This window comes from Calyptranema fuscum S582, from assembly GCF_055793305.1.
This window is the reverse complement of record NZ_JBSLYH010000005.1, coordinates 41228-68096: the sequence shown is the minus strand read 5'-3', so window position 1 is coordinate 68096 and position 26869 is coordinate 41228. Positions and strand designations below refer to the sequence as shown.

The window sequence follows — 26869 nt, the reverse complement described above, 5'->3', positions numbered from 1 at the left end:
TATCTCACAACGGGTTTAAAACCGCTCATGAGAAAGCAGGGTATGAGGAATTACGAGTTCGACACATAACCAACATTGGTCAAGGTTGTCGAGGAAATTAGAGGAATGTCTTGTAAGTTTCTTGCTCAATTGTACCCTGTCTCTTGATCGGGTTGAGTTGCAGTTTGAAATGAAGCGATCGCCTCATCTAACTTCCATAACATGGCTCTAAACTCACGTTCGTGTTGCAATCCATCCACTTCGATTGCACCGTTATTTCCTACGATGAGAATTAGAGGATAGGGTTGATTAATAAAAAAAGTGGCTTCAATACTTGCCGTGGGAATCTGTGATATTTTCTGATGATCCAGAAAAAAAGTTAGTTGATTTGGATCTACGTAAAGATGATCTTCTTTACTTAAATAAGCACCTCTCGTCACCATGGCTGCAAGGATAATCAGACATTCAATCACACCAAACCAATCGAAATCAGACAGCAACCAGGCAAAAAAACTAGAGAAATTTACAGAGGTAAAGTTGGCACTGAAAGATTCTAGTGGTTGATAGATTCCGATCGATAATAAACCGGCAACATGGAGCAAATCTCCCACTCGGATCATTAAATTGAGAGTAATCAGAACAAATAAGAGAAATCCTGATCTGCGTAATAATTCACCCAGCAATAACCAGGAACTAGACGCGTGCCATTTGGAAAAAATATGCCATTTTTGTCCAATTTGTTGCACTCGAATTGTTTTAGGAAATCGTTCCGGTCGTTTCAGATCCTCTATTTTTAGAGGTGCCGCAGAATACGTATTATTTCCTTCACTGGCAACCAGTTGTAAAGGAACTTGAAAGCGATTGGCTAATACTCTGGCTTTCTTAAACGCAGTGGCGATCGCTCGTTCTTCATACAGCAATAGTGCCGTTTGATCGCACAAGACAATGTGAATCCGCCAAACTAGAGCGATCGCCGTTTGAAAGGCTCCTCCCTTAATTTGCGTGCGTTCTAAGGTAATTTTTTCGATCTGCCCAATGGGAAAGATCAACTGCTGAAGCAGTTGCAATGAATGCGATCGCGTTTGCCAGGTGGCGTCTTGGTCCGAAATCTTGAGGCGGAGACTGATTTGCTGTTGCCCATGAAAGTATTGATACCAGGCAAACTGACAATCTAAACACCACAGGGTCAGAAAAATGCTGATATTCAGGGCATCGTAAGCACGCGCATAATACGACACCAGAGACAGCACACAAAACAAACTGACTAAAAGAATCTTGGCAAGAAAATCGGTTTCCCTTTCTCGACGCAAAAAGTCAGACCAGATCAACCCGGTCACCAGTTCATACCCCAGTTCCAGCATTTTTTTGAAAACAACCAGGGGGAAAACCAAATTGGCATAGCGACCCCTGGACGTGTGGGGGATTTGGCTCTGAAAGGTGGTGGGAAGGCGATCGTTGCCGGACATATAAAATCAAATTGCCCAGGGAATAATAAGATTCTACGCGAGTCAGGAGGCTCTACTCGTTCAAATTCAGCATTCCCGTGACAACGATACCCGCCACAAACCAAGACAAGTTGAGAGAGCGACGGCTCTGCCGTCGCTCTCTCAACCAGCACTACAAGTTATTCCCCCTCATACCGATTTAATGTGAAGCTGCATCTTATTCAACCCCCGGCTGTCGCCGTCCCCCTTGCCAAGGGGGACTACAGGGGGTTCTAGTCTGGCGCAACTTCATAAAAGATTGGTATCACCCATTGTCTTCAGGAATCAAACTCGTGACCCATTGCTGCTCTGCTTGTGGACGCGCCAAACGCCAGGTTTCGTCGTCAGGCTGTTGTTGCAGATAGACTTCAAAAGTATTTTGATGTTGGGTGAGTTTATGGTCAGGAAATTGCAGCGTCAGGTCATAGGTGCCGCGCACCTGGTAAGCCTTTAAATCTTGAATCAATAGTGGTTTTTGCTCTTGGACTTTAACATGGTCAATGACAAAGGTAGGCAATCCAGCCTCTGTTCGATAGATCTGCTGCCCTAAATTTTGCTGAATTTGACCAAACTGTACGGCGATCGCCTTTTGCACAATTGTTTGCTTAGGAGCACCACCCGCACCACAAGCCGTTAACACAATCGCCAAAATCAGAGTGAGCAATACTCGTAACGCTACAACCATCTCAACCTTGTTTGATAAAACGTGAAGTCCCTCGACCCGATGAACACAAAATCAAGTTTTCGGATAGGCTCTTAAAGAAAGTATGCAACATCGCTCTATCCAATCTGTCTTTCTTGCAGCAAAACACCATGTCTAATAAAACACTAGGTCTTAGTGACCCTCTCCACAACTACTTGCTATCCCATTCTTTGCGAGAACCAGAAATTTTATTGAAATTGCGTCAAGAGACTGCCAAACACCCGATGAAGCAAATGCAAATCGCACCTGAGCAAGGTCAATTGATGGCACTGTTGATCCAACTGATGGGGGCAAAAAAAACTCTGGAGGTAGGTGTCTTTACCGGATACAGCGCTTTATGCGTCGCTCTAGCCCTACCTGATGATGGCAAGGTGGTTGCGTGTGATGTGAGCGAAGAATATACAGCGATCGCCCGTCGTTATTGGGCTATGGCAGGAGTTGACCACAAAATTGATTTACAGATTGCGCCAGCACTGGAAACGCTCGATCGGTTATTAGCCAGTGATCAGGCAGGCACATTTGATTTTGCCTTCATTGACGCCGATAAATCAAACTACGATGCCTACTACGAGCGATCGCTGCAACTGTTGCGTCCTGGCGGTTTAATCGCCATTGACAATGTTCTCTGGTCTGGCGATGTGGCTGACCCCCAGATTCAAAACAGCAGAACCAATGCAATCCGCGCACTCAACCAGAAATTGCATCAAGACGAACGCATTACGCTGAGTATGGTGCCCATTGCCGACGGTCTCAGCCTCGCCATTAAACGTGACGTACCTCAGGTGTAATAGCACACCCCTGAAAAGGTGGATAGCGATAGTGATATAGCAATTGAATGGTGCATTAGGACGGGGTGCAGGGGTGGAACCCCTGTCCGGGGGCACAGCCCCCGCGCCCCTATCCTGACCAGCCCTGCCGCTGCTAATCATAATTTTTTGTGGCGCGGGCGATGCCCGCGCCACAAAAAATCGGCGGTGCTGATTGTAGGGATAGTGCGATCGCATTCATCACACCCGCATTCATCACACCCACATCAATCGCGCTCAGCAATCCAATGCCCAACAAAAAGCCGGGAGTTTGACTGTCCCGGCATTGAAGCTTGAAAGTTGAAATTTTTATAGAGGCAAACCTCTGAGCAAAAACAAGTTTAGCTCAAATCGGTTTAGCCCAGGATATTACCGAAAGTTTCAAGTACACCAGACTTGAATACTTCATAAATCAGATAGGCAAAGGCTGCGCCGCCAATCCCACCGACCAGGAAGCTACCAGCAAACTCACTCCAACCCTCTTGAGTACCAAGAGCTTCTGGAGGATTTGGTGCGGTAACCGTTGCAATCGGCTTCTTCACCCCAACACTGCTATAAAGCGAGAGACAGAGCGTCAAAGCTGCAACTAAAAGCACGGCTTCAATTAATCCAACCAAATCGGCAAACGGAGTATTGCGGAATTGGCTGGTTAAAGCAAAAGGACCAAAGAGGAAATAGCCATGAGCCATCCCCACTTCCAAACCTCGACGCTGAGCGGATAGCCCAGCCCGGTAAGCAGGCAAACCATTAATTAGTGCCTTGGTAAACCCTGAGGAATTGATGGGGGTTGCCAAATTACCAATCTGTGGATCACCAGCCGGTGTCACTACATCCAGAGTCATGTTCGGTTTATCTCCAAAAATTCTGCTGAAACGTCTAACGATTGAGAGCTGTTGAAGTGCCGTTAAGCTTCTTCACGTTCAACGTAGATAAAAAAGAGTGTCATCGCCACGGCAGGGAAGATCGAACCTATCATGGGAACAAAAATTGAGGGCAAATAGGAAGCTGCCATAACCAAATTTCCTATGCAAAATTACAAACCGTCAGAACAGAATCTACTGCGAATTGAGAAGAATTGCTTAAATACTAAGAATATTTAACAAAACTGACCGATTTACAGGCGATCGCAGCCCTTGAAAATCAGTTAAGCAATATCTCTTTACAAATACGAACACCAATCACTCCAACTGCCCGCATACAATTTTCCGGTCTGAATCCCTGCCATTTCCAATGCCAGCAGATTGACGCAAGCGGTGACTCCAGAGCCACAATACACAATTACCTCATTGGCCTGCGCAACCTCTCCCCAGCGCTGTTTTTGTGCCTCTGGCGATCGCCCATAGCCGTCAGCATCCGTCACATCCTGCCAGGGATAGTTCACGGCACTGGGAATATGACCGGCAACGGGATCAATCGGCTCTCGTTCACCTCGATAGCGCTCTCCTTCCCGTGAATCAACCAACACCACTCCCGGCAAATCTTTACGCGCTTTAACGGTGTCAATATCCACCACCCAGTCCGCGTTAAGTTGAGGCACAAAATTTCCAGTTTGGGCAACAGGTCTATCCTGCACGACGGGATAATTGGCTTGCTGCCAACCCTTAAAACCACCATCCAGCAGCGCAACCCGGTTATACCCCAGATATCGCAGCAGCCACCAAAATCGGGCAGCAAAGCCAAACCGAGAATCATCATAGGCAACAATTAACTTTTCTGTAGAGGACTGCTCCGAATCAATCCCCAACGCCGAAATCTTTTTCGCCAATGCATCTAGATCAGGCAGAGGATGCCGCCCTCCATGTTGCTGTACGGGGCTAGACAGATCGTGATTTAGATCAAAAAAATGGGCACCCGGAATATGCCCTGCCTCATACTGCTGCCGTCCCAGACTGGCATCTGCCAGAGCAAACCGACAGTCAGCGATCGCCACGTTTGGATCGTCCAAATGCTCATACAACCAAGTTGCAGAAATTAAAGGATTCATTATTTTTTCTTAAAGTGGTGTCATACCTACAAATTGTGCACTCTGGGGTGTGGAGGCAGTGCCTCTACACAGGATATTCGGACTCGGGGATAAAGATTGCAGGCATTGGGTGAGAGCCCCGCAGGGCGAGGCTCCCACCCAATGCCGCGTACTTCATACTATTGAGAATTGCTATAAATAAAGTAATGACTCTTGCCGTTCGAGCAAAAGATGTCATAAAAAAGGCTTACCTATGAGGCAAATCACAGCCTTTTTCAGACAAGTAGGCTAAAAGATTTAGGATAGGGATTGAAAGGATTTTAACAAACACCCTAACTCCCAGTGAAGAGTGACGAAAATCACGGGATATGACTGACTCTCTAGCCAGAGAAGGGTCATAAATCTCCGTGAAAAACCTGATCTCCCTCTTTGTTTAATTGCCCATACTTAATACACACCAGATCTCAGAAAGTCAACGGGATGAATCACTCATAATGTTTTATACCTCCACTGATTCTGAACTCGGTGCCCCAACAACTGTTGAAGTGAACACTCTTCCAGTGAGTTCTCCTGACTCAGAACGTGCCAAAATTTTGGTGGTTGATGATCATCCCTCCAGTCGAATGACAGCCGTTGCATTACTGTCTGTAGAAGGGTACGACGTTCTGGAAGCTGACAGTGGTTTAGCGGCACTGGATTGTGTTGCCGATGCAAAACCCGATCTGATCTTGCTGGATGTGATGATGCCAGAGATGGATGGCTATGAGGTTTGTCGGCGGCTCAAGCAAGATGAGCAAACTCGTCTTACTCCAGTTGTGTTCGTTACTGCCCTAAACGATCGGCGTGCCCGCTTACGAGGCATTGAGGCAGGTGGAGATGATTTTCTATCTAAACCCTTTGACCAACTGGAGTTGTCTGCCCGAGTCAAATCCCTCATCCGGCAAAAGCGGTTAAACGAAGACTTAGATCACGCTGGGCAAGTCCTTTTTACTCTGGCTCGCACCATTGAAAGCCGAGACCCCAACACTGGCGACCATTGTGAACGTCTAATCGTGGTGTGCAGGGCGTTTGGAGAATTTCTAAATCTGTCGCGCAACGAAATTCGAGATTTGGTCTGGGGAGGATACCTGCACGATATTGGCAAAGTGGGCATTCCCGATAGCGTGTTGCTTAAGACAGAACCCTTAACCCAAGACGAATGGTTGATTATGCGCCAACATGTGCTGATTGGCGAACAAATTTGCCAGCCCTTGCGCACCATGAGAGGGGTGGTGCCCATTATTCGGCATCACCACGAACGCTGGGATGGTTCGGGCTACCCCGATGGCTTAGTCGGTGATAATATTCCCTATCTGGCGCAGGTCTTTCAAATTGTCGATATTTACGACGCCTTAACCCACGAACGACCCTATAAATTGCCATTTAGCCCTGAAGAGTCCTTAAAAATTCTGGATCAAGAAACGATGCGCGGCTGGCGCAATCCAGACTTAGTCAAACTCTTCACAAAATTTGTGTTGCTTTGGGAATCTCAAAAATAACGTCTGAGTCTTTTCCGCAGGGCTGAAATCCACGGTTCGAACTCAGATGTGAACTTTATAGCAGTATATAAGTTCGTTAAATACAGAAACGGTGTTGTGGAGCGCGGAGCGCTCCACAACACCGTACTGAATCAACCTGCACAGCGCTATATATAGTAATCGCAAATAGAGTGTGAGAGGCGTACCCTTTCGGGGTGCGCCTCTCACAAGCCGCTGATCTTATAACTTATTTAGGACTGCTATAGAATAAAGTGGGATTGCGATCGCCACTTTTATGTTGTGTCGGTGCCCATAAACGCGTTGTTAAAGATGGCATTGCTGAGGATCAGTTACAAAAGCCGATGATGCATCAACCCAATAGCGGGGTGATTATAGGTGGGCGTTACCGAATCGTTACGTACTTGGGAGGTGGCGGGTTTGGTCAAACGTATCTGGCGGAAGACATTCATCTTCCCGGAAATCCTGTGTGCGTGGTCAAACATCTCAAGCCGCGTCTGACCGATACCCTTAGTTTAGATACTGCCCAACGCTTATTTGAAACCGAAGCGCAGGTTCTTTACAAACTCAACGAGTATAGCCAGATTCCTCGGCTGCTTGCCCATTTTGAGGAAACTCCAGAATTCTATCTGGTTCAAGAATTTATTGAAGGGGAAAATCTCAGTCGAGAGCTGATTTTAGGTAGACCGTTAGATGAACCTCAGGCGATCGCTTTGTTGCGCGACATTCTTCAAGTCCTCGTTTTCATCCATCAGCATAATGTCATCCACCGCGATCTCAAACCCTCCAATCTAATTCGCCGAAAACGAGATGGCAAAGTCGTTGTCATTGACTTTGGTGCGGTCAAACAAATCAGCACTCAAGTGCTTCAGGTGCAAGGGCACACCACTCGTACCATTGCCATCGGGTCTCCGGGGTATATGCCGAGTGAGCAAATGGCAGGCAAACCACGCTTTTGCAGCGACCTCTATGCGGTCGGCATGATCGTTATCCAGGCACTGACCGGGCTGCATCCACGAGATTTACCCGAAGATCCGCTGACCTATGAAGTCATTTGGCACGACCAGACGGGGGTCAATCCTAAACTTGCGGTGATTTTAGATAAGATGGTGCGTTACGACTTTCGCCAACGGTACCAATCGGCAATGGAGGTGTTAAAGGATTTAGAACATCTGGAATCTCCGGCATCCTCGCCCTTGCTGATCGATCTGGGGCAGGCAACGGCAGAGCCAACGATCGCCAATCCCAATACTCGTGTTCAGATTCTCACCCACATTTCCGGCGGTTCCTCGGAAACCGTTTCCGAACGAGGTTTAGATTATGCTCGCCTGAAAGAATTGCTGGCAGCTCAATCTTGGCGAGAAGCCGATGAAGAAACCCGCCGACTGATGCTGAAAGCGTGCGATCGCGAACTACGCCTGCGAACCGAAGATATTCGCACCTTTCCCTGTCGAGACTTACACACGATCGATTCCCTGTGGATGGATCAGAGCAATAGCTTGTTTGGTTTTAGTGTGCAAAAAGAGATTTGGCAAAGCGTCGGTGGTAAAACCGATGGTAGCTATGAAGCCTGGGAAATGTTTTTAAAAACGCGGGCGCGGTGGCGAGTGAATAGTCCCTGGCATCGCTTTGGCAGTCGGGTCGGCTGGTGTACCAAGCAACGCTGGTTGAGTTATAACGCGCTGACATTTGCTTTAGATGCGCCCAAAGGGCATTTGCCTTCCTGGTACATGGGGTCAAGAACCACTGGAGAAAGTGCTGGCAGCATCATGGCAGCCCTTTTTGCCCGGATTGAAGTGTGCAGACCCTATGTCCCTCAGTTGGAAATTACACAAAAGCTATAGTCATGAGTGAAACAGCGGCGCTCCGCGCCGCTGTTTCACTCATGACCATCCTGATTCTGCGGACGTAGCGCCTATTTGGATAGAAACTTAGCAGGGCGTAGGCGGCGTTTCCAGTCTTTCACGGCAGGATTTTCGGGATCAATTTTTTCCCACATATTCAGCCAACCCCGCGCACCATCTTGATTTTTTTGGGCAACGAGGAGTTCGATATTCATATTAGCGAACGCTGCAAATTCCCCAATATGGAACCGTTTTCGAGAAATTAAGGGCTTTAATATCGCTTCTGCGGCTTCAAGTTTGCCTTGATCAATCAGTTGGCTGGCGATCGCCACTCGGGCAAACACATACTCTGGAAAGCGATCGATGATCTCTTGCAGTAAAGCATTGGCGTCGTCCATCCGATCTTGCAATTCGTAAATTGCTGCCAGATTGTTGAGCAGATCGGGGGCATCAGGTTCTAAGGCGATCGCTTGCTTAAACAACTGTTCAGCTTGCTCCAGCGCCTGTAAGTCTTCCTCTTTCATTAAGGGAATGGCTTGAGCCAGCAACTTTTTCACCTTAGCCGAATGAGTATAGAGTAAATCATTATGAAATTCATAGCTGATCAGCATGATTTCACGCCACTCACCCTGAATCCACATTCGCGACTTTTCGCGAGACAATAGCCCAGCTTCAGACGCTTTCATGGCAGCTTGATTGCGCAAACTATCGGGACCGCGATCGCTCAAGGCAAAGTCTCGGAGCGCTTCTAACATTTCTGGAGTTTCCGTAAACTCAGCTACCCGAACGGCAAACTCTCGACCTTGAGGATCACCCCGATCTAGCAACATGGGAACGAGATGCAATAACTCAGGATGCTCTTGCAGATAGCGTTGGGTGGCTTGCTGAAACTTGCCAGATTCTCGAGAAGCAGTTTTGGTCATGACGATCAGATCGTCCAGCATTGTTCGAGTCAGCCAGCTTCCCATATCAAAACTCCAGGGAGCGTGGCGTTCTCCGACCGGGCGCTTCAGGTCGTCTAGATTATTTTTGGCAAGGCTAAATTGGGGCGATTTTTTTAATGCCTCTTGCCATTGTTTTCGAGCGTCTTTGGTTTTGCCCAAACGCATCATGGCAACGGCAACCAGATGATTAAACAATGGATTAATAACTGATGCCGCCTCACCCGATGCCGTTGCTTGGTCAAATAAATCGAGAATGCCCTGATAATCTGCCAAAAAACTCAAGGCTTCGACTTTTTTAACCCACAGCTCAGATCCTGTAACAGGACTCTTTTTTAACCGTTCCGCATAGTCTTTTGCCGCTTCAACCTGACCATTGAGATAGAAAAATCGGGTTAAGTTGGACAGCGCGTGGACATTCTCAGGATCGATTTCAAGCGCTTTTTGAGCCGTGGCGATCGCTTCAGACGTGTTGCCCTCCATGAAAAACACCAGGCTCAAATTATTCCAGCCAGCAATAAAGTCGGGGCGACGGCGGAGCAATTCTTGTTCCATGAGACGCGCCTGCTCATACGCTCCACTCTCTAAATACGCTTGTCCGCGTTCATGCAAAATGGCAAGTTCCAACCCGTCGTCTCCGGTGAACTGCATTTCAGCCTGCAAAGGCACCAGCTTTTCTTCTAAATTTGCCACCAGCTTGCGCGTTTCTCGGGCGTAGGCATGGTCGGGCCATTGCTCAAGAAAGTGTCGAAAGGTCTGCAACGCCAAAAACGGATGTAAGTTACTGAGATAGACACTCGCTAAATTCAGCGTAATCTCGGCATCGTTGGGATCGAGTTCTAATAATTGTTCGCAAATTTGTTGATACTTGGATAGGTGTTGGAGTTCGTAGTAAACCTGCCCCAGTAGCGTCAAAATATCTGGATTTTTGGGATGGCTACGGTTGAGATCTTCTAGTATTTCCATGGCTTCAGCCCATTTTTTGCGCCCGATCAGGGCACCGGCTTGGGCAAGCTCAACCGCCCAATTCCTGGCACCAAAGCCTGCGGGTTTGGGAGGTACTTTTCTTTTTTTGCTTGCCATACTAACGACTCCTCAGTAGCTTGGGACGGTTCGAAATATTAAGGATCGCGGACTTTATCGATACCTGATGCGTTTAGAAAGAGCGACAGTGCTACGGTTACTCTTCCTAAAAAAAATGGCAGGTTAATAGATCTGTGATCCTTAGGAATGGGAATTAAATAACTCCGATGATGTGTTGTACGGGCGAACGGCTGTTCGCCCCTCCAAACGATTCAATATTCGATCTTATTTAATCCACGATCCTTAGGGATTGAAATCGGTCGGGCGATCGCGTGTTTGTATGTCTTCTAACAAACCACTTTCTGCGACCAGTTTGGGATAGAGGAGAATGAAAAAGATCATCCAGACTAACACGGGAACTGCCACTAACAGCGTCACCCAAATCAATTGAAATATCAGCCAACTGCCACTAATTAAGACTATTCCGGTTAACAGAATCGACCAGGGCTGACACCACCAGGGCTTGTGATCCCAAACGCTAGATTTTGGAGCAGGGTTTATCATCGCGAAGCGCTACAGATAGAATTTCTATATTGTGCGGAATTGTATGGGAATGTGGGGACAATTTGCTGATTTTTGGAAGCGCGGCGGAGCCGCGCTTCCAAAAATAAATCTTCGGTTTTATTAAATCCACGATCCTTAGTTTAACAATTGGAGACTAATGCCAATTTGTTTGAGGCTGAGCAGCATCAAGGACGTTGCTGATTTTGGAGTTGGACATGCATGTCCACCCCTAAGCATCATGCCTCATTCTTTTTTGAGAGCGACGGCTCTGCCGTCGCTCTCAAAAAAATAACTATGGCTTACTCAAGCGCCAAGCGCTGTTAGATGCAGCAATACCGGATCAAGGGATAAGGAGCTGTGTCTCCTGCCCAAGCCCTCCATGCTGCCCTCTATAATATGAAGGCTCATCTCGGTAGTGTGGTGGTGCTTCAAACTCGTTGTTCATTTTTTGAAAAAGCGCGCTCTGCACGCCTTTTCAAAAAATAAACAACAGATCTAGAACATCGCCAGTAGTGTTTCAAACTGGTGGTTGTCGGAGTGACCCACTCCGTCTGAGAATTAAACAGGGCAAATTACAGAAACCTGTAGGGAGACTGATGTGAGTCAAGGATTTGATTACGACCTGGTGATTGTTGGAGCGGGTGTAGGCGGACACGGTGCTGCGATCCATGCAGTCAGTTGCGGATTAAAGACTGCCATTATTGAAGCGGCGGAGGTGGGCGGCACCTGTGTTAACCGAGGCTGTATTCCCTCAAAAGCGCTATTGGCAGCATCCGGTCGAGTCCGTGAGTTGCGTAATGCCCATCACCTCAAGGCATTGGGTATCCAGATAGAACACGTCAATTTTGAACGTCAGGCGATCGCAGACCATGCGGGCAACCTGGTACTCAAAATCCGGGACGACATGAGCAACAGCCTCAAGCGTTTGGGCATTGATGTCATTCAAGGGTGGGGCAAGCTGGTCGGTAGTCAAAAGCTCAGCGTCAGCACCCCAGAGGGCGACAAAACGATTACAGCACAAGACATTATTCTGGCACCGGGTTCTGTGCCCTTTGTGCCCCCTGGCATTCAACTCGATGGCAAAACGGTATTTACCAGCGACGATGCCCTCAGTTTGGAATGGTTGCCACCCTGGATTGCGATCATCGGCAGTGGCTACATTGGCTTAGAGTTTGCCGATGTCTATACCGCTCTGGGCTGTGAAATTACTCTGATCGAAGCGCTCGATCAACTGATGCCCGGATTTGACCCCGATATTGCCAAGATTGCCCAGCGGGTGCTGATTGCCCCCCGTGACATTGAAACCAAAGTGGGGATGCTGGCAAAGAAAGTGACACCAGGATCACCCGTGGTGATTGAACTGGCAGATGCTAAAACCAAGGAAATCGTAGAAGTGGTGGAAGTCGATGCCTGTCTGGTGGCAACAGGACGAATTCCAGCCACCAAAGATCTGGGGTTGGAAACGGTCGGGGTAGAACCCGATCGCCGGGGGTTCATTGCGGTAGATGATCAGATGTCAGTGGTGTTAGACGGTCAGCCGATCCCACATCTCTGGGCAATTGGGGATGCCACCGGCAAAATGATGCTGGCACACGCAGCCTCAGCTCAGGGTGTGGTTGCTGTCGAAAATATCTGTGGTCGTCCCCGCACCGTCAACTATCTCAGCATTCCGGCAGCGGCTTTTACCCATCCAGAAGTCAGTTTTGTGGGTATGACAGAACCGGCGGCGAAAGAATTGGCAAAAGCAGAAGGATTTTCGGTGGGTGTGGCACGGTCTTACTTTAAAGGTAACTCTAAGGCGATCGCCGAAGGGGAAACCGATGGGATTGCCAAGGTCATTTACCGTCAGGATACCGGCGAAGTGCTAGGCGTTCATATCATTGGCTTACATGCGGCGGATTTGATCCAGGAAGCTGCCAATGCGATCGCCAAACACCAATCGGTTCATGAACTTGCCTTTATGGTGCATACCCATCCCACCCTATCTGAAGTGTTGGATGACGCCTTTAAGCGTGCCGTGGCAGCCCATTAGAAGACACAATCCGGAGAATTGGATGGTTCGCGCTCTGTGGAGTGCGAACCACCTAACGTTCACAATCTCATGTGAGGTAGGGCAAGAGGTGCGGCGACGCCGCACCTCTTACATCATGTTCGGGCGATCGCTATTCCCTGGCTGATCCCTGGCTGAAACTGGCAATTTTTTCTAATCCTAAGTAAAGTTAAATCACTTAAGATTTATTTATCTTCTCTAAACTTCTTAATGGGGTGTTGCCATCCCTCAGGTTCGCAGATCTGATAGAATCCACGTCTTTTTGAGAGAATCGATGGCTGCGCCATCGATTCTCTCAATGCGAGTTACAGGTTAGTTCATCTGTAATCCTTTAGATTTCTCAATTGTTATTTCGCCTAACCGTTAGTGAGCAATGCAGATTCGTCGTCGTCCTCCCAGTCCCGCTGTTTCCGTAGAATATCTGCGTTACACCGTTAAAGTGCCGAATGGAGATCCTCAACATATTTTGGAGGAGATCGTCTGGCACAAAGAAGCGGAAGTCGATCAAATGCGGGAACGCTTGCCCCTGATTGAGCTACAAAAGCGAGTTAGAGACGGTGCAGCACCGTTAGATTTTGTCGGGGTACTGCGCCAGGGTAAAACGAATCCAGCCTTAATTGCTGAGGTCAAAAAAGCATCGCCCAGTAAAGGGGTGATTCGGGCAGATTTTGATCCCGTGGCGATCGCCCAGTCTTACGAGCAAGGCGGAGCCTCCTGTATCTCGGTCTTAACCGATCAAAAATTTTTCCAGGGTAGTTTTGACTATCTCAAACAGGTGCGAGCCGCTGTTAACCTGCCCTTACTCTGCAAAGATTTCATTATCTATCCCTATCAAATTTATCTGGCACGGTCGTGCGGTGCGGATGCCGTGCTGTTAATTGCGGCAATTTTGCCCGACAAAGATCTGCAATATTTCCTCAAAATTGCGACCGCTCTGGGGATGACTGCCCTGATCGAAGTTCATACGCTAGAAGAACTAGACCGTGTGCTGACCCTGGAAGGGGTAACGCTGATTGGCATTAATAACCGCAATCTGCAAGATTTTTCGGTCGATCTGCAAACCACCCATGATCTGATCTCTGCTCGCAGCCAACTGTTGCAGGACAAAGGCATCCTGGTTGTGAGCGAATCGGGGTTACATACTCCCTCCGATCTAAAACTCGTCAACCAGGCTGGAGCCGCCGCCGTGCTGATTGGGGAATCGTTGGTTAAGCAACCTGATCCAGGAGCCGCGATCGCCAGTTTATTTTCGGGTTGAGCCGAGGTAGAGACGTTCAAGTGCGACTTCAATTCACGTATCCAACGTAAAAACTCCAGCCATCGCGCCACTTCTTCAGACAGTCACTCGCCCTATTACCCTTCCCTGGCTGCATCCCTACGTAAAGATTTATGAATTCTATTCCTCTGCCTTCTCACATTCACTATGAGCTACTTTTGCAATTGTTAGAACGCAAAACCATGTTTGCAGTCGGGCAACAATCGCCTCAGCACGAACAAGTGCATGAGCTGATTTCGACGTTGCGAAAAGCTCTGGCTCAACAAAAGCACCTGGAAGAGAACTGTGAAAGAACAGGTGTTCCTGTGGAATATCATTGGTCGCTAACCCAGGCTGAACCCGATCAAAATCCGCGATCTTCAAGCTTACCGAAGTCGAGTTAAGGCTTTTTTTAAGGTTCATCCCATTTGATCCCTTCCCTTGCGTCCCCTCAACTCGATAGAATACAAGCGATATTGAATCACTGCTCTGAGATCATCGCCATATTATGAGTGTAGTTAGCCAAGTAATTCTCAACGCCGATGACGAGCTCCGCTATCCCAGCAGCGGCGAACTAAGAAGCATCGGCGAGTTCTTCAAAACTGGAGAGCAACGGTTACGGATCGTTGCGACTCTGGCTGAAAATGAAAAGAAAGTGGTCCAGGAAGCCAGCAAACAACTCTGGCAAAAGCGTCCAGACTTCATCTCCCCCGGTGGTAATGCTTATGGCGATCGCCAACGGTCTCTTTGCTTGAGAGACTACGGTTGGTATCTCCGCCTCGTTACCTACGGCATTTTGTCTGGCGACAAAGGCCCCATCGAGCAAATCGGGTTGATCGGCGTTCGGGAAATGTACAACTCGTTGGGCGTACCCGTTCCTGGCATGGCTGAAGCGATTCGCTGCCTGAAAAAGGCATCTCTAGGGCTATTGAGTGATGAAGATGCGGCTGAAGCTGCTCCCTATTTTGATTTCATCATTCAAGCGATGTCTTAGATTAAACGATTGGGTTAGTCATTGATTTAGCTAAAAGTTTCAAATTTTGATTAGGTTATTTTTATCCCCACGGTTGGGAGAACCTTTGGATGTCTTGCATTCGAGCTTCTCTCAACGGTGGGGAAACTTTTTGGGGCGCTGTAGTGTAGCTACATAGTAGTCGAGGGATTAATTAGGACATGGGTTTGTGAGAACCCTTCTGATTGAATCGTCTTGACGGTTGCTATACTTCAAAATAAGTTGATGTAGTTGAATTCGATGCCAGAGTCTACAGTCTTACCATCAAGTTTTCTTGTTTTAGGATTCCATGCTCTCTCTGAACCCTTGCGAGTCCAGGTTTTAGAGTTATTGCGCGATCAAGAACTTTGCGTCTGTGACCTATGCGAGAAACTGGAGGTAACACAATCCAAGCTTTCGTTTCATCTGAAAACCTTGAAAACAGCGCAGTTGGTACGCTCCCGACAAGAAGGGCGCTGGATTTATTACAGTCTTAATCTGCCCCAGTTTGCTGTTTTAGAACAGTATTTAGCTGAATTTCGTCGGTTTAGCCCGATTATGCCCGCTCGTCCCTGCTGTGACTAGCTGAGAGCCATCTTTTAATAGATTTTGTTATGAATAAGCATCCCAGCAGAGCGTAGGGGCAAAGCATTCGAACCATGATTTTCGTCGTTCACTAAAGACTATCTAACGAATGCTTCGCCCTTACAGGTCTCGACGGTTGCTATGTTTGTGAACAGTGGTTCTTGAAACTGCATCCATCAACTTTATTAAGAATGTTTTTGGTGCAATGTGATCTGCTTGACTTACAATATCAACTTATTTTGAAATGATGGAGTTGGATTGCTATCTTATCCATCCAACACAACGATTACTGCAAACAAACGGGTATGACCATTCGCATCGGGATCAACGGATTTGGCAGAATGGGACGACTCAGCCTACGAGCTGCCTGGGGTTGGTCTGACCTGAAATTTGTCCACATCAACGAAATCAAGGGGGGCGCGGCTGCGGCTGCCCATCTCCTTAAGTTTGACTCAGTACAGGGTCGCTGGGCACCCGAGGTTACAGCCGATGGCGATCGCCTCTGGATTGATGATCAGTCGCTGAGTTTTAGCGAGTATCCAACTCCTGGCGAAGTGCCCTGGGATGACCTGGGTGTGGATCTGGTGCTGGAGTGTTCCGGAAAATTTAGAACAACAGAAACCCTCGATCCCTACTTCAAGCGAGGCGTGAAAACCGTCATTGTGGCAGCTCCCGTAAAACACGGTGCCCTGAATATTGTCATGGGTATCAATGATCATCTTTACGACCCCGACCAGCATCCCCTGCTAACGGCTGCTTCCTGCACAACCAATTGTCTCGCGCCCATCGTTAAAGTGATCCATGAAGGCCTGGGGATTCGGCATGGGGTGATCACAACGATCCACGACAACACCAACACTCAAACCATTGTGGATGCTCCGCATCAGGACTTGCGTCGAGCCAGGGCTACGAGTTTGTCATTGATCCCAACCACCACCGGATCTGCAACAGCGATCGCCCTGATCTACCCCGAACTCAAAGGCAAGCTAAATGGGTTAGCCGTGCGGGTGCCGTTACTCAATGCCTCGTTAACCGACTGTGTGTTTGAAGTCACGCGACCCACAACGGTTGCCGAGGTCAATGCTCTCTTGCAAACTGCCGCAGAGGGTTCCCTCAAAGGCATTTTGGGTTACGAAGAACGCCCTCTGGTATCGGTTGACTATAAAGGTGATCCCCGTTCCTCTATCATTGATGCCCTCTCGACCATGGTGGTCGATGACACTCAGGTAAAAATTCTTGCCTGGTATGACAACGAATGGGGGTATGTCAATCGCATGGTAGAACTGGCACGCAAGGTTGCCGTTTCAGCGGCATGAGCCTCCAACTGTGTTTTGGATGGGGTGATGATTTTGAACAGCTGACTGAGTCAGCTGTTCAAAACCACCACCCATCCTGGAACTTTCCTAGAACATCACTCCCCCTCTTGATCACCCCTGAAGCTATGACCTCGTCTACATCACCTGAACAAGCTGGAATTCGCAATTATGCCCTGGTTACGGCTGCCTATTGGGGGTTTACCCTCACCGATGGGGCACTGCGGATGTTGGTGCTGCTGTATTTCAATGAGATCGGCTACAGTCCGTTGCAAATTGCATTTCTATTCTTGTTTTATGAAGTGTTTGGGGTTGTCACCAACTTTTTGGGTGGGTGGATTGGCTCCCAACTGGGTCTGAGACTGACGCTCTATACCGGAATTGGGTTACAGGTATTTGCCTTGATCTTGCTATCGTTTCTCAATCGCGATTGGCAGCAAGGATTGGCGATCGCCTATGTCATGACAGCTCAAGCTTTCTCTGGCATTGCCAAAGATTTGACCAAGATGAGTTCTAAAAGTGCCATTCGTCTGGTGGTGCCCCAGGATGCCCAGTCATCGTTGTTCAAGTGGGTGGCAGTGTTGACGGGGTCAAAAAATGCCCTCAAGGGCATTGGCTTCTTTCTAGGAGCTGCATTACTGGCAACTTTGGGCTTCGTCAATGCCTTGTGGATGATGGCAGCCGGATTATTTTGTGTGATGATCAGTGGCTTTTTTCTGCCTCAAGGTATGGGCAAGATCAAAACCAAGGTCAAATTTACCCAGCTTTTTTCCAAGAGTGCAGAAATCAATCTCCTTTCTGCGGCACGTTTCTTTCTGTTTGGTTCCAGAGATGTCTGGTTTGTTGTCGGTTTACCTGTGTTCCTGCGTAGCAGCTTGGGCTGGTCGTTTTTTGAAGCCGGTGGATTTCTTGCCAGTTGGGTAATTGGCTATGGTGCCGTGCAGTTTTTTGCGCCAATGCTATTGAGTCGCTTTAATGGTGGACATCCCCCCAAAGCCAGCACGATTCAGTTTTGGACATTGACCCTAACCCTTGTGCCAGCGGCGATCGCGATCGCCTTGCAAATGGGACTTCCTGCCAATCAGGTGATTATCATTGGCTTAGCTGTATTTGGAATTGTCTTTGCCTTCAACTCTGCCGTCCATTCCTACCTGGTCCTGGCATTTACCGATGATGATAAAGTTGCGTTGAATGTTGGGTTTTACTACATGGCAAACTCCGGTGGTCGATTGCTGGGCACCGTACTATCTGGGTTGGTGTATCAGTTGAGCGGTCTGGTTGGCTGTCTGTGGGTGTCTACATTGTTTGTCCTGGCAGCCGGTGTGATTTCGATGCAACTACCAAATCCGCAGCCCACTAAGGCGATCGCCTGGAAAGCAAAGGAAGGAGACTAACGATATGACAACAGCGACGGTTAAACGCCTTTCTTTTCTCGACCGCTTTCTAACCCTGTGGATTTTTTTAGCCATGGCAGTTGGGGTTAGCATTGGCTACTTTTTTCCTACGGTGGATGCCATCATCAATCAGTTTCAAATAGGAACAACTAATATTCCCATTGCGATCGGCTTGATTTTGATGATGTATCCGCCACTTGCCAAAGTGCGATATGAGGAATTAGGAGATGTCTTTCGCAACAGCAAGATTCTCGGTCTATCACTGCTGCAAAACTGGGTAATTGGACCGCTTTTGATGTTTTTGCTGGCGATTACTTTTTTGCGCGACTATCCCGAATACATGGTGGGCTTGATCTTGATTGGGTTAGCTCGTTGCATTGCGATGGTGGTTGTGTGGAGTGATTTAGCCCGTGGCAATGCCGAATATACCGCAGGTCTGGTCGCCTTCAATAGTATCTTTCAAGTGATTTTTTACAGTCCCTATGCCTGGTTTTTTATCAGCGTTCTGCCTCCCTGGTTTGGCTTGCAGGGCAGTGTAGTGAATGTCAGCATTGCAGAGATTGCTAAAAGTGTGTTGATTTACCTGGGCATTCCCTTCTTAGCCGGGTACTTCACTCGCTTTTTTCTAATAAAAGCCAAGAGTAAAGCCTGGTATCACACAGAATTTGTCCCCAAAATTAGCCCGATCACACTGATTGCCTTGCTGTTTACCATCGTGGTGATGTTCAGTCTCAAAGGCAGTTTAATCGTCCAAATTCCGTTTGACGTCGTCAGAATTGCGGTGCCTTTGATTCTCTACTTCATCACCATGTTTTTGGTCAGCTTCTATATGGCATGGCGCATCAAGGCAGATTATTCTCGTTCGGCTAGCGTTGCCTTTACTGCCGCTGGTAATAATTTTGAACTGGCGATCGCCGTTGCGGTTGCGGTATTTGGCATTAATTCAGGGGCTGCATTTGCCGCCGTCGTCGGTCCCTTAGTCGAAGTTCCTGTGCTCATCGGGTTAGTCAATGTAGCGTTTTGGTTGGAACGACGATTTTTCTCAATCCCTACAGCAAAGCCATTTTCCTAGGACATGTTTTAAAACTCGATAAGAGGATTATTTTTTCGTGCGCTTCGCGCACGAAAAAATAACTTTAACCAGACGAAGCATGAATTACTACTATATCGAAATATAGCAATATTCGTTTTTGTCGATATTGCAGGATATACTTGAAGTAGATCACAACATAAACCCAATCAAAAAGTCTGCGGGATTTGCCAACAAATCATATCCCCCTTCATTAGGTGTGTTAAGCGCTAGACATAAAGCACCACAGGTGTTTCATTATGTTTCATGGTCAAGCAAGTCCCTTACGACGATGTCAAATCTAGTGCTTTGCCAACATTCAGATGTAGGGTAGCAAGGAGCCTTTAGACCTCGGAGGTTTTAAGAACCTCCGAGGTCTCGGGGAGCGCGATGAGATAGCAACTCTAAAATTTAACGCTGACAAAGCCTTAAGACACTGATTCAAAAGGTTGGGCAGTCCTAAAAACGTAACGATTTTTTGTTGGTACGATTCGCTATGAGTACTATTCAAGTCGATGTGTTGGGAACGGGTTGTAAAAAATGTCAGCAATTGGCAGCCAATGCCCAGGCCGCGATCGCGGCGTTACAGTTAGCGGCTGACGTATCGCATATCACCGACCCTATTGAAATTGCCAAACGTGGTGTCATGTCTACCCCAGCATTGGCAGTCAATGGCAAAGTGGTCAGCAAAGGAAAAATACTGAGTTCCCTTGAAATTCAACACCTTTTGCAAGCTTAATTCAGACAGGACAAACGTATGTTTGATCCGTTTTATCCTTTTGATTGGCTGGCAACCCAGATTGTTACCCGCCTCTTGGGTTTATCTGTAGAAACCCATCTAGGAGCCAGCCTGCATTTTTTTCTGTATGATGTGCCCAAAGTTCTCACCTTACTGATTGCGATCAGTTTTCTTGTGGGTACGGTTCAGAGCTTTTTGCAACCTGAAGCGGTGCGGTTTTGGCTAGACGGCAAGCGCACATTGGGCGGCAACGTATTGGCAGCGATAGTGGGCATCATTACACCCTTTTGCTCCTGCTCTGCGGTTCCCCTGTTTATCGGGTTTTTGGAAGCCGGGATTCCGCTGGGCATTACGTTTTCCTACTTGATCTCAGCCCCAATGGTAAATGAAGTTGCGGTGGTGTTGCTCTGGGGCTTATTTGGCATCAAGGTGACGCTTCTCTATATCGGGTTTGGGGTAGGCTTGGCGATCGCCGCAGGTTATCTGATCGGACGACTCAAGCTAGAAAAATGGGTAGAACCCTTTGTTTGGCAACTCCACAAAACTCGACAGGAACTCGCACAAGCAGATGCATTTGAACCCGATCGCCTCACCTGGAAGCAGCGATCGCAACAGGGATGGTTTCACTCCAGCCAAATTGTTCAATCGGTCTGGCTCTATGTCGTTGTCGGTATTGCCGTCGGTGCCGGAATTCATGGATTTGTACCCACGGCATTTGTCACTCAAGTGGCGGGTGCAGGTAATCCCTTTGCGGTTCCTGTAGCCGTGGCGTTAGGGGTGCCCTTATATGCCAATGTTGCTGGCGTCATGCCGATTACAGAAGCCCTGGTCAACAAAGGAATGCCACTGGGAACGGTTTTAGCTTTCACCATGGCAGTGACGGCATTGTCGTTGCCAGAAATGGTGATTCTCAGAAAAGTGCTGCGACCTCAGCTTTTGGCTGTATTCGTTGGCTTGACAACGCTTGGCATTATTAGCATCGGCTACTTATTTAATGCGTTGCTGAGCTGATGGATCTGGAGGAAGCGATCGCAAGATCAACGGATTGGATATTGATTCTCTATAGCAGCCGGAAGGCTGGTTGAACGGGGTGCAGGGGTGGAACCCCTGGCTGGGAGCGCAGCACCCACACCTCTACCGTCCTAACTATCTGCTCAATTGCGATATATTGACAATTATCAATATTGACGATCATCAATATACCGTGTTACGGTAGGCACTATGGAACAGCAATCAGTGATGTCCAACGCTCGTGTTCAGCTCCAACCCAGCGATCGCCTGGAAGTCGCGCCTCCGCAAGGATGTTGTGGGACACTGGCACCTTCAACGCTTTCAGAAGCGCACGCTCAACAATACGCAGAGTGGTTTAGGGTGCTGGCAGATCCAACCCGTCTGCGCATCCTCAATCTGCTGGCACGACATGCAAAACCATTGTGTGTTTGTGACATCGTTGGGCAATTTGAGTTGGGTCAACCGACCATCTCCCATCACTTGAAAATTTTGCGCGACAGTTGCTTTGTCAAAACCGAGCGCCACGCCAATTTCATTTACTACAGCATCAATCATGAGTGTGTCCCCGCACTTCCCGATGCTACCCGTTTAATTATGGGACTCTAAGGCGATTTCTAGAAAAGGTCATCCTCTGTTCAGTGTATCGAATATGGCGGTACGCATTAGGGTTAGGACGGGGTGCAGGGGTGAAACCCCTGCGTGGGGGCGGTGCCCCCACCCCCCTAATGTCTTAACTAAATTGCGTAGAGCCATATTGTCAATGTTCAATATTGCAGAATTTTATGCGACTGCTCCCGTTCATAACGCCCCCATCAACCATCCATTCAACCCTCTTTTCATCAACACCTTGGGCATTGCTTAGGATTACAGATTAATTAATCTTGCAATTCTTTTTGAGAGAGCGGCGGCTCCGCCGCTCTCTCAAAAAGAATCGGGTTTTATTAAATCCACGATCCTTAGTAGCAGAATGAATTTGAACCTGAACCCAAGGGGTTCAGGTTCAAATTCATCCCCCAAAATCAGCCCTGCCAAACTTATTCATTGCTAATAGGAGACACAATCATGACAACCTTGAAAACCCATGTGGCTTTGAATGTAACCGATGTTGAAAAATCTGTTGCCTTTTATCAGGCGATGTTTGGGGTGGTTCCGGTCAAACATAAAGTTGGCTATGCCAAGTTTGATCTAGAACAGCCTGCACTCAATCTGACGTTGAACGTTAACCAAACCGTACAGCCCCACGGCACCCTCTCCCATCTGGGTATTCAAGTCAGTAGCACTGAGGAGGTAAATGCTGCGATCGCCCGTTTTACTGCCGCAGGTCTGGATATAGTTGAAGAACAGAACACAGACTGTTGCTATGCCTTACAAGATAAGGTGTGGGTGACCGATCCGGATGGTAACCGCTGGGAAATTTTTGTCGTCAAAGTAGCCGATACTGCACCCGAGCAAACGATACCAACTACTCATCCAGCCGCTCAACCGCAGGCAGTCCGACCCTGCTATGCCTGAGTTTTTCATTCGTAAAATTTAGCGTTTTCCGTCCTACCCTTAACCTGAGGAACCAGAATTTGAGCGTAAGATAGAAATAATCCAACGCCAAGCCTATGACCCTCACTTCTTCCCAAACAGCTGAAATCACTGTTCGTCAACTTCAGCATCGTGATCTCGAAGCGGTTGAACAGCTCTGTCACGAGATTGATCACATCGAGTCTGGTGAAGCGTCGCCCCATGTGCGTAAGTGGCAGACAGTGAACCAATGGTATGGGGTCCTGAAGTTTCTCAGCATGTTCCCCAATCCATTGCAACACCTGTGCTCGGTTTATATTGCCGAACAAAGCGATCGCCTCAGAGGTGTGATCCAGGTCTCACCCTTCAACCGAACCCACAGCACATGGCGGGTCGATCAGGTGTTGGTAGGATCAGCCAGTGGCGACACTCAAAGCTTATCGTTGGACATTGGCTCTCAGCTATTGCGCCACTGTTTTCAAAGCATTTGGGAAGCCCGGACCTGGTTAATAGAGGTCAATGTTAACGATAACGATACCCTGGCGCTTTATCGGCACAACGGGTTTCAACCCCTGGCACATGTAACATATTGGACAATTTCGCCCGACCTGATTAAAGATTTGGCAGAGCGAGAACCCGATCTACCCAACCTATTGCCTGTCAGCAACGCTGATGCCTGTCTGTTGCATCAACTCGACACGGTTTCTATGCCGCCTCTGGTGCGTCAGGTATTCGATCGCAACATTTTAGATTTCAAGACAAATCTGATTGATGGTCTGGTGGAAACGATGAAGCATCGCCTCAGCCATACCGATGTGGTCAGTGGCTACGTGTTTGAACCCCAACGCAAAGCGGCGATCGGGTACTTTAAAGCGCATCTCAGCCAAAATGGCTCAAAACCGCATCGAGCAAATCTGACCGTCCATCCAGCCTATACCTGGCTCTACCCAGAATTGATGGCGCAGATGGCAAGAGTCGCCCATGTGTATCCGGCGCAATCGTTGCAACTCACCTCCTCTGACTACCATCCAGAACGTGAAGAATATTTAGAACGCATTGGGGCAGAGCGCACAGAACATACGTTGTTGATGTCTCGCTCGGTGTGGCACAAATTGCGCGAAACGAAACTTGTATCTTTAGAGGGATTGCAATTGTCGGAAGTGCTTCAAGGCTTCCAGCCAACCCGCAAGCCAGTGCCAGGACGCTTTTCTCTGGCAGACTCAATTCCCACGTTGTCTCAGCTATCGGGGCAACCCGATCGACCGTATCCCAATCGGGATGAGACCCCCGCTCCTACACCTGAGAAACCTGCGAATGGCAATGCCAAGCCTTCACCTCCGTCTCAAGATCAGGCATAACGCATGATTTCTGCATTGGGGTTAGATGTTGGCAGAAAACGGATTGGAGTTGCCGGGTGTGATGGCACGGGATTAATTGCGACGGGGCTGACTACAGTTGAACGCCAGTCGTTTCAACAGGATGTAGAAGTCTTTCGCAAACTCGTCGCCGAACGTCAGGCTGACGTTTTGGTGATCGGTTTGCCCTACACTATGAATGGCGATATTGGCTCTCAGGCAAAGCAAGTACAGCGGTTTGCCCACCGTCTTTCTATGGCACTACAACTGCCGGTGGAATTTGTGGACGAACGGCTGACTTCTTTTCAGGCAGAGCAATTGTTGCTGGCAGAAAACCGATCGCCATCTCGCAATAAGGGTTTGATAGACCGCAAAGCCGCCGCAATCATTTTGCAGCAATGGCTCGATGAACGGCGACAGCGATCGCAATCTCCTGAATCTGGTCGATTTAAGAGTCCACCAAGCCATTACAATGATGGAGCAGAATTTGATCAGTCGTGAATTCAACAAACAGATCTAACGCAGGGGCGGATATGAGTCGATATTATCCAGGCACGGAAGCAGGAGAGGAAGAGGACGTGCCAACCACTATTGAGCTTACGGATGAAGTAGGGCGATCGCTGCTTTGCTATGTAGAGCGCACTCTAGAAGTAGAAGGCAGCGAATACCTCTTACTCATGCCTGTAGATTCGCCCATCGAAATCTTCGCTTGGGAAGAAGATGAAGAGGACGAAGAAGACGAAGCTTTGGTTGACATCGAAGATGAAGAAATCGATGACATTTTTGATACTGCCCATGCCGTTTTGGCAGAGCAGGATTTAAAACTTCGGCGCACCGCATTTACCCTCACTGCCAGCGGCGATTTGCCTGATCCGGCAGAAGACGATGTCATTACTCTAGAAATTGGGGAAGACGAAGAAGAGAGTGCGGCAGAACAATTTCAAATGCTCTGCACCTTCTTTTATGAAGAGCAAGAATACGCTGTTTGCACACCCTTTGAGCCATTGCTATTTTTTGCTCGGCTAAACGCCGATGGCACAGCCGAATTGCTGTCCCCCGAAGAGTTTCAAACAGTGCGATCGCAACTTGAAGATCAACTCTTCGATGAATTGGACTAGTACACCCACTTAAAAGTTTTAGAGGGGGTGGAGGGGGTAAACCCCCCTCTTGGGGGCGCAGCCCCCAAACCCCCATGTTGCAAAATTTCGTGTTTGCAACACTAGTACAGCAAAACGAAAGTTTTGTAAGGGGTGAAGGGGTTCCACCCCTTCGTGGGGGCGAAGCCCCCACCCCCCATGTTGCAAAATTTGGTGTTTGCAACACTAGGCTAGCAGACCCAACTCAAACGTTTGGAGGGGATTTTATCCCCTCCACCCCCTTCTAGGGGCGCAGCCCCACCCCCAGGCTACAAAATTTAGTGTCTGTATGAATAGCTGATAGCTAACAGCTAATAGCTATTAGCTGTTAGCTATCAGCTATCCACAACTCCAGAGGTGCGATGTTCATTTTTTTGAAGTCTTGAGCCAATATTGGGAGGCAGTTGTAAGATTTCTGAATGGGTTCTGAAGTTGACCCGGAACATTTTAGCCATTCAGACCTTCAGCATAGTCTCAAGGTAAAATTGACCTTTTCATCATTGAACATGAGTACTTCTACGCGAGTATCTAAGTGGTTGTTCTACCTGTTGCTGTTCCCTGCCGTCTTAGGGGTTTGCGGTTGGCAAGGTTGGCAGTGGTGGAGTTGGGCAAGCGCTCCTGTTTTATCGTCTGTTACAACCGAAGCAAATCCTGAAGCCGCAGCGGTCACGTTAGAAATTCCCTCAGGGACGACTGCTAACCAAATTGGGCAAGATTTAGAAGCGTTGGGTCTGATTCATTCGTCTTTTGCCTGGGATCTATGGACTCGCTGGCAGTCGCTTTGGGATCGAGGCGGCAGTTTTCAGGCAGGCACCTACGAATTATCTCCCGCAGAGCCGATGTTAGCGATCGGCACCAAAATCTGGGAAGGCGACGTCACTACCCAAAGTTTCACCATTCCTGAAGGATGGTCGATTCAACAAATGGCTGACTTCTTTGCCGAGCAAGGCTTATTTAGTGCTGAAGAGTTCATTGCCGCCAGTCAAGTGGTTCCGCGCGATCGCTATCCCTGGTTACCCACAGGGTTATCCAAACTAGAAGGGTTTCTCTATCCCGATACTTACGAGCTATCAGAGGCAACTAGCCCAGAGGTCATCATCGATCAAATGCTGACCCGGTTCGAGCAAGTGGCTCTGCCCCTCTATGAAAAAGGGCAAACGGCTTATACGCTGCAAGAATGGGTCACACTTGCCAGCATTGTAGAAAAAGAAGCGGTGATTAACGAAGAACGCTCCCGGATTGCGGGTGTTTTTGCCAAACGTCTTAAGGAAGAAATGCCTTTGGGCGCTGATCCAACGGTTGAATATGGGCTGGGTATTCGCCAAACGGTTGAACAACCGCTAACCTGGGCACAGGTCGAAACGCCTTCACCGTATAACACATATATCAACGTCGGTTTACCCCCTACTCCTATTGCCAGCCCTGGGCTTGCGAGTTTACAAGCCTCGCTCAAGCCAGAAGAGACAGACTATCTCTATTTTGTCGCTCGTTACGATGGCACCCATATTTTCAGCCGCACATTAGCAGAGCATGAAGCGGCGAAAGCCGCGATCGACGAGGAGTTAGCATCTCAACCAAAGGCTACAACCGAATCAGCAAACTGATCTAGACAACTATTTA

The 26869-nt window shown here is 48.3% G+C and carries 26 protein-coding genes; 19 read left to right on the top strand and 7 right to left on the bottom strand.

From position 1 onward, the window contains the following. Window positions 1-125 precede the first annotated feature (125 nt). Together ACR6Z4_RS05315 and ACR6Z4_RS05310 are read right to left on the bottom strand one after the other, a co-directional pair. Window positions 126-1445 carry a hypothetical protein gene (locus ACR6Z4_RS05315; RefSeq protein ID WP_479716194.1) on the bottom strand — a complete coding sequence of 440 codons (1320 nt, stop codon included), beginning with the start codon at window positions 1443-1445 and terminating at the stop codon, window positions 126-128. Between the two features lie 283 nt (window positions 1446-1728). Beyond that, on the bottom strand, window positions 1729-2148 hold the full coding sequence (locus tag ACR6Z4_RS05310; RefSeq protein ID WP_479716193.1) for a hypothetical protein: 420 nt from the start codon (window positions 2146-2148) through the stop codon (window positions 1729-1731). 128 nt (window positions 2149-2276) lie between these two features. On the opposite strand from ACR6Z4_RS05310, the gene ACR6Z4_RS05305 reads away from it, so the two are divergent. After that, on the top strand, window positions 2277-2954 hold the full coding sequence (locus ACR6Z4_RS05305) for a class I SAM-dependent methyltransferase (RefSeq protein WP_479716192.1): 678 nt from the start codon (window positions 2277-2279) through the stop codon (window positions 2952-2954). A gap of 374 nt (window positions 2955-3328) precedes the next feature. On the opposite strand, the gene ACR6Z4_RS05300 is transcribed toward ACR6Z4_RS05305, so the two are convergent. The 3 genes from ACR6Z4_RS05300 to ACR6Z4_RS05290 all read right to left on the bottom strand — a co-directional run bounded on the left by ACR6Z4_RS05300 (window position 3329) and on the right by ACR6Z4_RS05290 (window position 4956). Continuing rightward, window positions 3329-3814: a photosystem I reaction center subunit XI gene (locus ACR6Z4_RS05300; protein ID WP_479716191.1), complete on the bottom strand. Its 486-nt coding sequence runs from the start codon at window positions 3812-3814 to the stop codon at window positions 3329-3331. A 62-nt stretch (window positions 3815-3876) separates the two neighbouring features. Beyond that, entirely contained in the window at window positions 3877-3984 is a 108-nt protein-coding gene (gene psaI, locus ACR6Z4_RS05295) for a photosystem I reaction center subunit VIII (protein WP_479716190.1), read from the bottom strand. Window positions 3985-4131: 147 nt separating this feature from the next. Then, window positions 4132-4956, bottom strand: a complete 825-nt coding sequence (locus ACR6Z4_RS05290; RefSeq protein WP_479716189.1) for a sulfurtransferase — start codon at window positions 4954-4956, stop codon at window positions 4132-4134. A gap of 539 nt (window positions 4957-5495) precedes the next feature. Between ACR6Z4_RS05290 and ACR6Z4_RS05285 the strand changes: the two genes are divergently transcribed. Both ACR6Z4_RS05285 and ACR6Z4_RS05280 read left to right on the top strand, forming a co-directional pair. Then, window positions 5496-6473 carry an HD domain-containing phosphohydrolase gene (locus ACR6Z4_RS05285; RefSeq protein WP_479716188.1) on the top strand — a complete coding sequence of 326 codons (978 nt, stop codon included), beginning with the start codon at window positions 5496-5498 and terminating at the stop codon, window positions 6471-6473. Between the two features lie 257 nt (window positions 6474-6730). Then, entirely contained in the window at window positions 6731-8314 is a 1584-nt protein-coding gene (locus ACR6Z4_RS05280; RefSeq protein WP_479716187.1) for a GUN4 domain-containing protein, read from the top strand. A gap of 71 nt (window positions 8315-8385) precedes the next feature. Here the strand turns inward: ACR6Z4_RS05280 and ACR6Z4_RS05275 are convergent, their stop codons facing one another. Together ACR6Z4_RS05275 and ACR6Z4_RS05270 are read right to left on the bottom strand one after the other, a co-directional pair. Further along, window positions 8386-10338 (bottom strand): tetratricopeptide repeat protein, encoded by a 1953-nt coding sequence (locus ACR6Z4_RS05275; RefSeq protein WP_479716186.1) that lies wholly within the window; start codon window positions 10336-10338, stop codon window positions 8386-8388. A 243-nt stretch (window positions 10339-10581) separates the two neighbouring features. After that, window positions 10582-10842 (bottom strand): DUF6737 family protein, encoded by a 261-nt coding sequence (locus ACR6Z4_RS05270; protein WP_479716185.1) that lies wholly within the window; start codon window positions 10840-10842, stop codon window positions 10582-10584. A 598-nt stretch (window positions 10843-11440) separates the two neighbouring features. Between ACR6Z4_RS05270 and lpdA the strand changes: the two genes are divergently transcribed. The 16 genes from lpdA to mltG all read left to right on the top strand — a co-directional run bounded on the left by lpdA (window position 11441) and on the right by mltG (window position 26853). Beyond that, window positions 11441-12874 carry a dihydrolipoyl dehydrogenase gene (gene lpdA / locus ACR6Z4_RS05265; RefSeq protein WP_479716184.1) on the top strand — a complete coding sequence of 478 codons (1434 nt, stop codon included), beginning with the start codon at window positions 11441-11443 and terminating at the stop codon, window positions 12872-12874. 391 nt (window positions 12875-13265) lie between these two features. Beyond that, window positions 13266-14150 carry an indole-3-glycerol phosphate synthase TrpC gene (gene trpC / locus ACR6Z4_RS05260; RefSeq protein WP_479716183.1) on the top strand — a complete coding sequence of 295 codons (885 nt, stop codon included), beginning with the start codon at window positions 13266-13268 and terminating at the stop codon, window positions 14148-14150. Between the two features lie 131 nt (window positions 14151-14281). After that, window positions 14282-14551: a DUF5340 domain-containing protein gene (locus ACR6Z4_RS05255; protein WP_479716182.1), complete on the top strand. Its 270-nt coding sequence runs from the start codon at window positions 14282-14284 to the stop codon at window positions 14549-14551. A gap of 104 nt (window positions 14552-14655) precedes the next feature. Further along, complete coding sequence (gene apcD, locus ACR6Z4_RS05250) at window positions 14656-15141, top strand: allophycocyanin subunit alpha-B (protein ID WP_479716181.1); 486 nt, start codon at window positions 14656-14658, stop codon at window positions 15139-15141. A 258-nt stretch (window positions 15142-15399) separates the two neighbouring features. Further along, window positions 15400-15723 (top strand): ArsR/SmtB family transcription factor, encoded by a 324-nt coding sequence (locus ACR6Z4_RS05245; protein WP_479716180.1) that lies wholly within the window; start codon window positions 15400-15402, stop codon window positions 15721-15723. A gap of 305 nt (window positions 15724-16028) precedes the next feature. After that, the gene (locus ACR6Z4_RS05240) at window positions 16029-17039 is read left to right on the top strand and encodes an ArsJ-associated glyceraldehyde-3-phosphate dehydrogenase (RefSeq protein WP_479716179.1); all 1011 of its coding nucleotides are present in this window, start codon (window positions 16029-16031) and stop codon (window positions 17037-17039) included. Window positions 17040-17164: 125 nt separating this feature from the next. Beyond that, on the top strand, window positions 17165-18430 hold the full coding sequence (arsJ, locus tag ACR6Z4_RS05235) for an organoarsenical effux MFS transporter ArsJ (protein WP_479716178.1): 1266 nt from the start codon (window positions 17165-17167) through the stop codon (window positions 18428-18430). A gap of 4 nt (window positions 18431-18434) precedes the next feature. After that, a complete protein-coding gene (arsB, locus tag ACR6Z4_RS05230) occupies window positions 18435-19502 on the top strand; it encodes an ACR3 family arsenite efflux transporter (protein ID WP_479716177.1) in 1068 nt (355 codons plus the stop codon). A gap of 493 nt (window positions 19503-19995) precedes the next feature. After that, entirely contained in the window at window positions 19996-20238 is a 243-nt protein-coding gene (locus tag ACR6Z4_RS05225; RefSeq protein WP_479716176.1) for a thioredoxin family protein, read from the top strand. A gap of 18 nt (window positions 20239-20256) precedes the next feature. Then, window positions 20257-21249 (top strand): permease, encoded by a 993-nt coding sequence (locus tag ACR6Z4_RS05220; protein ID WP_479716175.1) that lies wholly within the window; start codon window positions 20257-20259, stop codon window positions 21247-21249. A 210-nt stretch (window positions 21250-21459) separates the two neighbouring features. Further along, entirely contained in the window at window positions 21460-21855 is a 396-nt protein-coding gene (locus ACR6Z4_RS05215; RefSeq protein ID WP_479716174.1) for an ArsR/SmtB family transcription factor, read from the top strand. A gap of 456 nt (window positions 21856-22311) precedes the next feature. After that, window positions 22312-22761 carry an ArsI/CadI family heavy metal resistance metalloenzyme gene (locus ACR6Z4_RS05210; protein WP_479716173.1) on the top strand — a complete coding sequence of 150 codons (450 nt, stop codon included), beginning with the start codon at window positions 22312-22314 and terminating at the stop codon, window positions 22759-22761. A 95-nt stretch (window positions 22762-22856) separates the two neighbouring features. Continuing rightward, the gene (locus ACR6Z4_RS05205) at window positions 22857-24116 is read left to right on the top strand and encodes a GNAT family N-acetyltransferase (RefSeq protein WP_479716172.1); all 1260 of its coding nucleotides are present in this window, start codon (window positions 22857-22859) and stop codon (window positions 24114-24116) included. A 3-nt stretch (window positions 24117-24119) separates the two neighbouring features. Beyond that, window positions 24120-24614, top strand: coding sequence for a Holliday junction resolvase RuvX (gene ruvX, locus ACR6Z4_RS05200; RefSeq protein WP_479716171.1), 495 nt, complete (start codon window positions 24120-24122; stop codon window positions 24612-24614). A gap of 32 nt (window positions 24615-24646) precedes the next feature. After that, window positions 24647-25231 (top strand): DUF3727 domain-containing protein, encoded by a 585-nt coding sequence (locus tag ACR6Z4_RS05195; RefSeq protein WP_479716170.1) that lies wholly within the window; start codon window positions 24647-24649, stop codon window positions 25229-25231. 524 nt (window positions 25232-25755) lie between these two features. Beyond that, a complete protein-coding gene (gene mltG / locus ACR6Z4_RS05190) occupies window positions 25756-26853 on the top strand; it encodes an endolytic transglycosylase MltG (protein WP_479716169.1) in 1098 nt (365 codons plus the stop codon). Window positions 26854-26869: the final 16 nt, after the last annotated feature.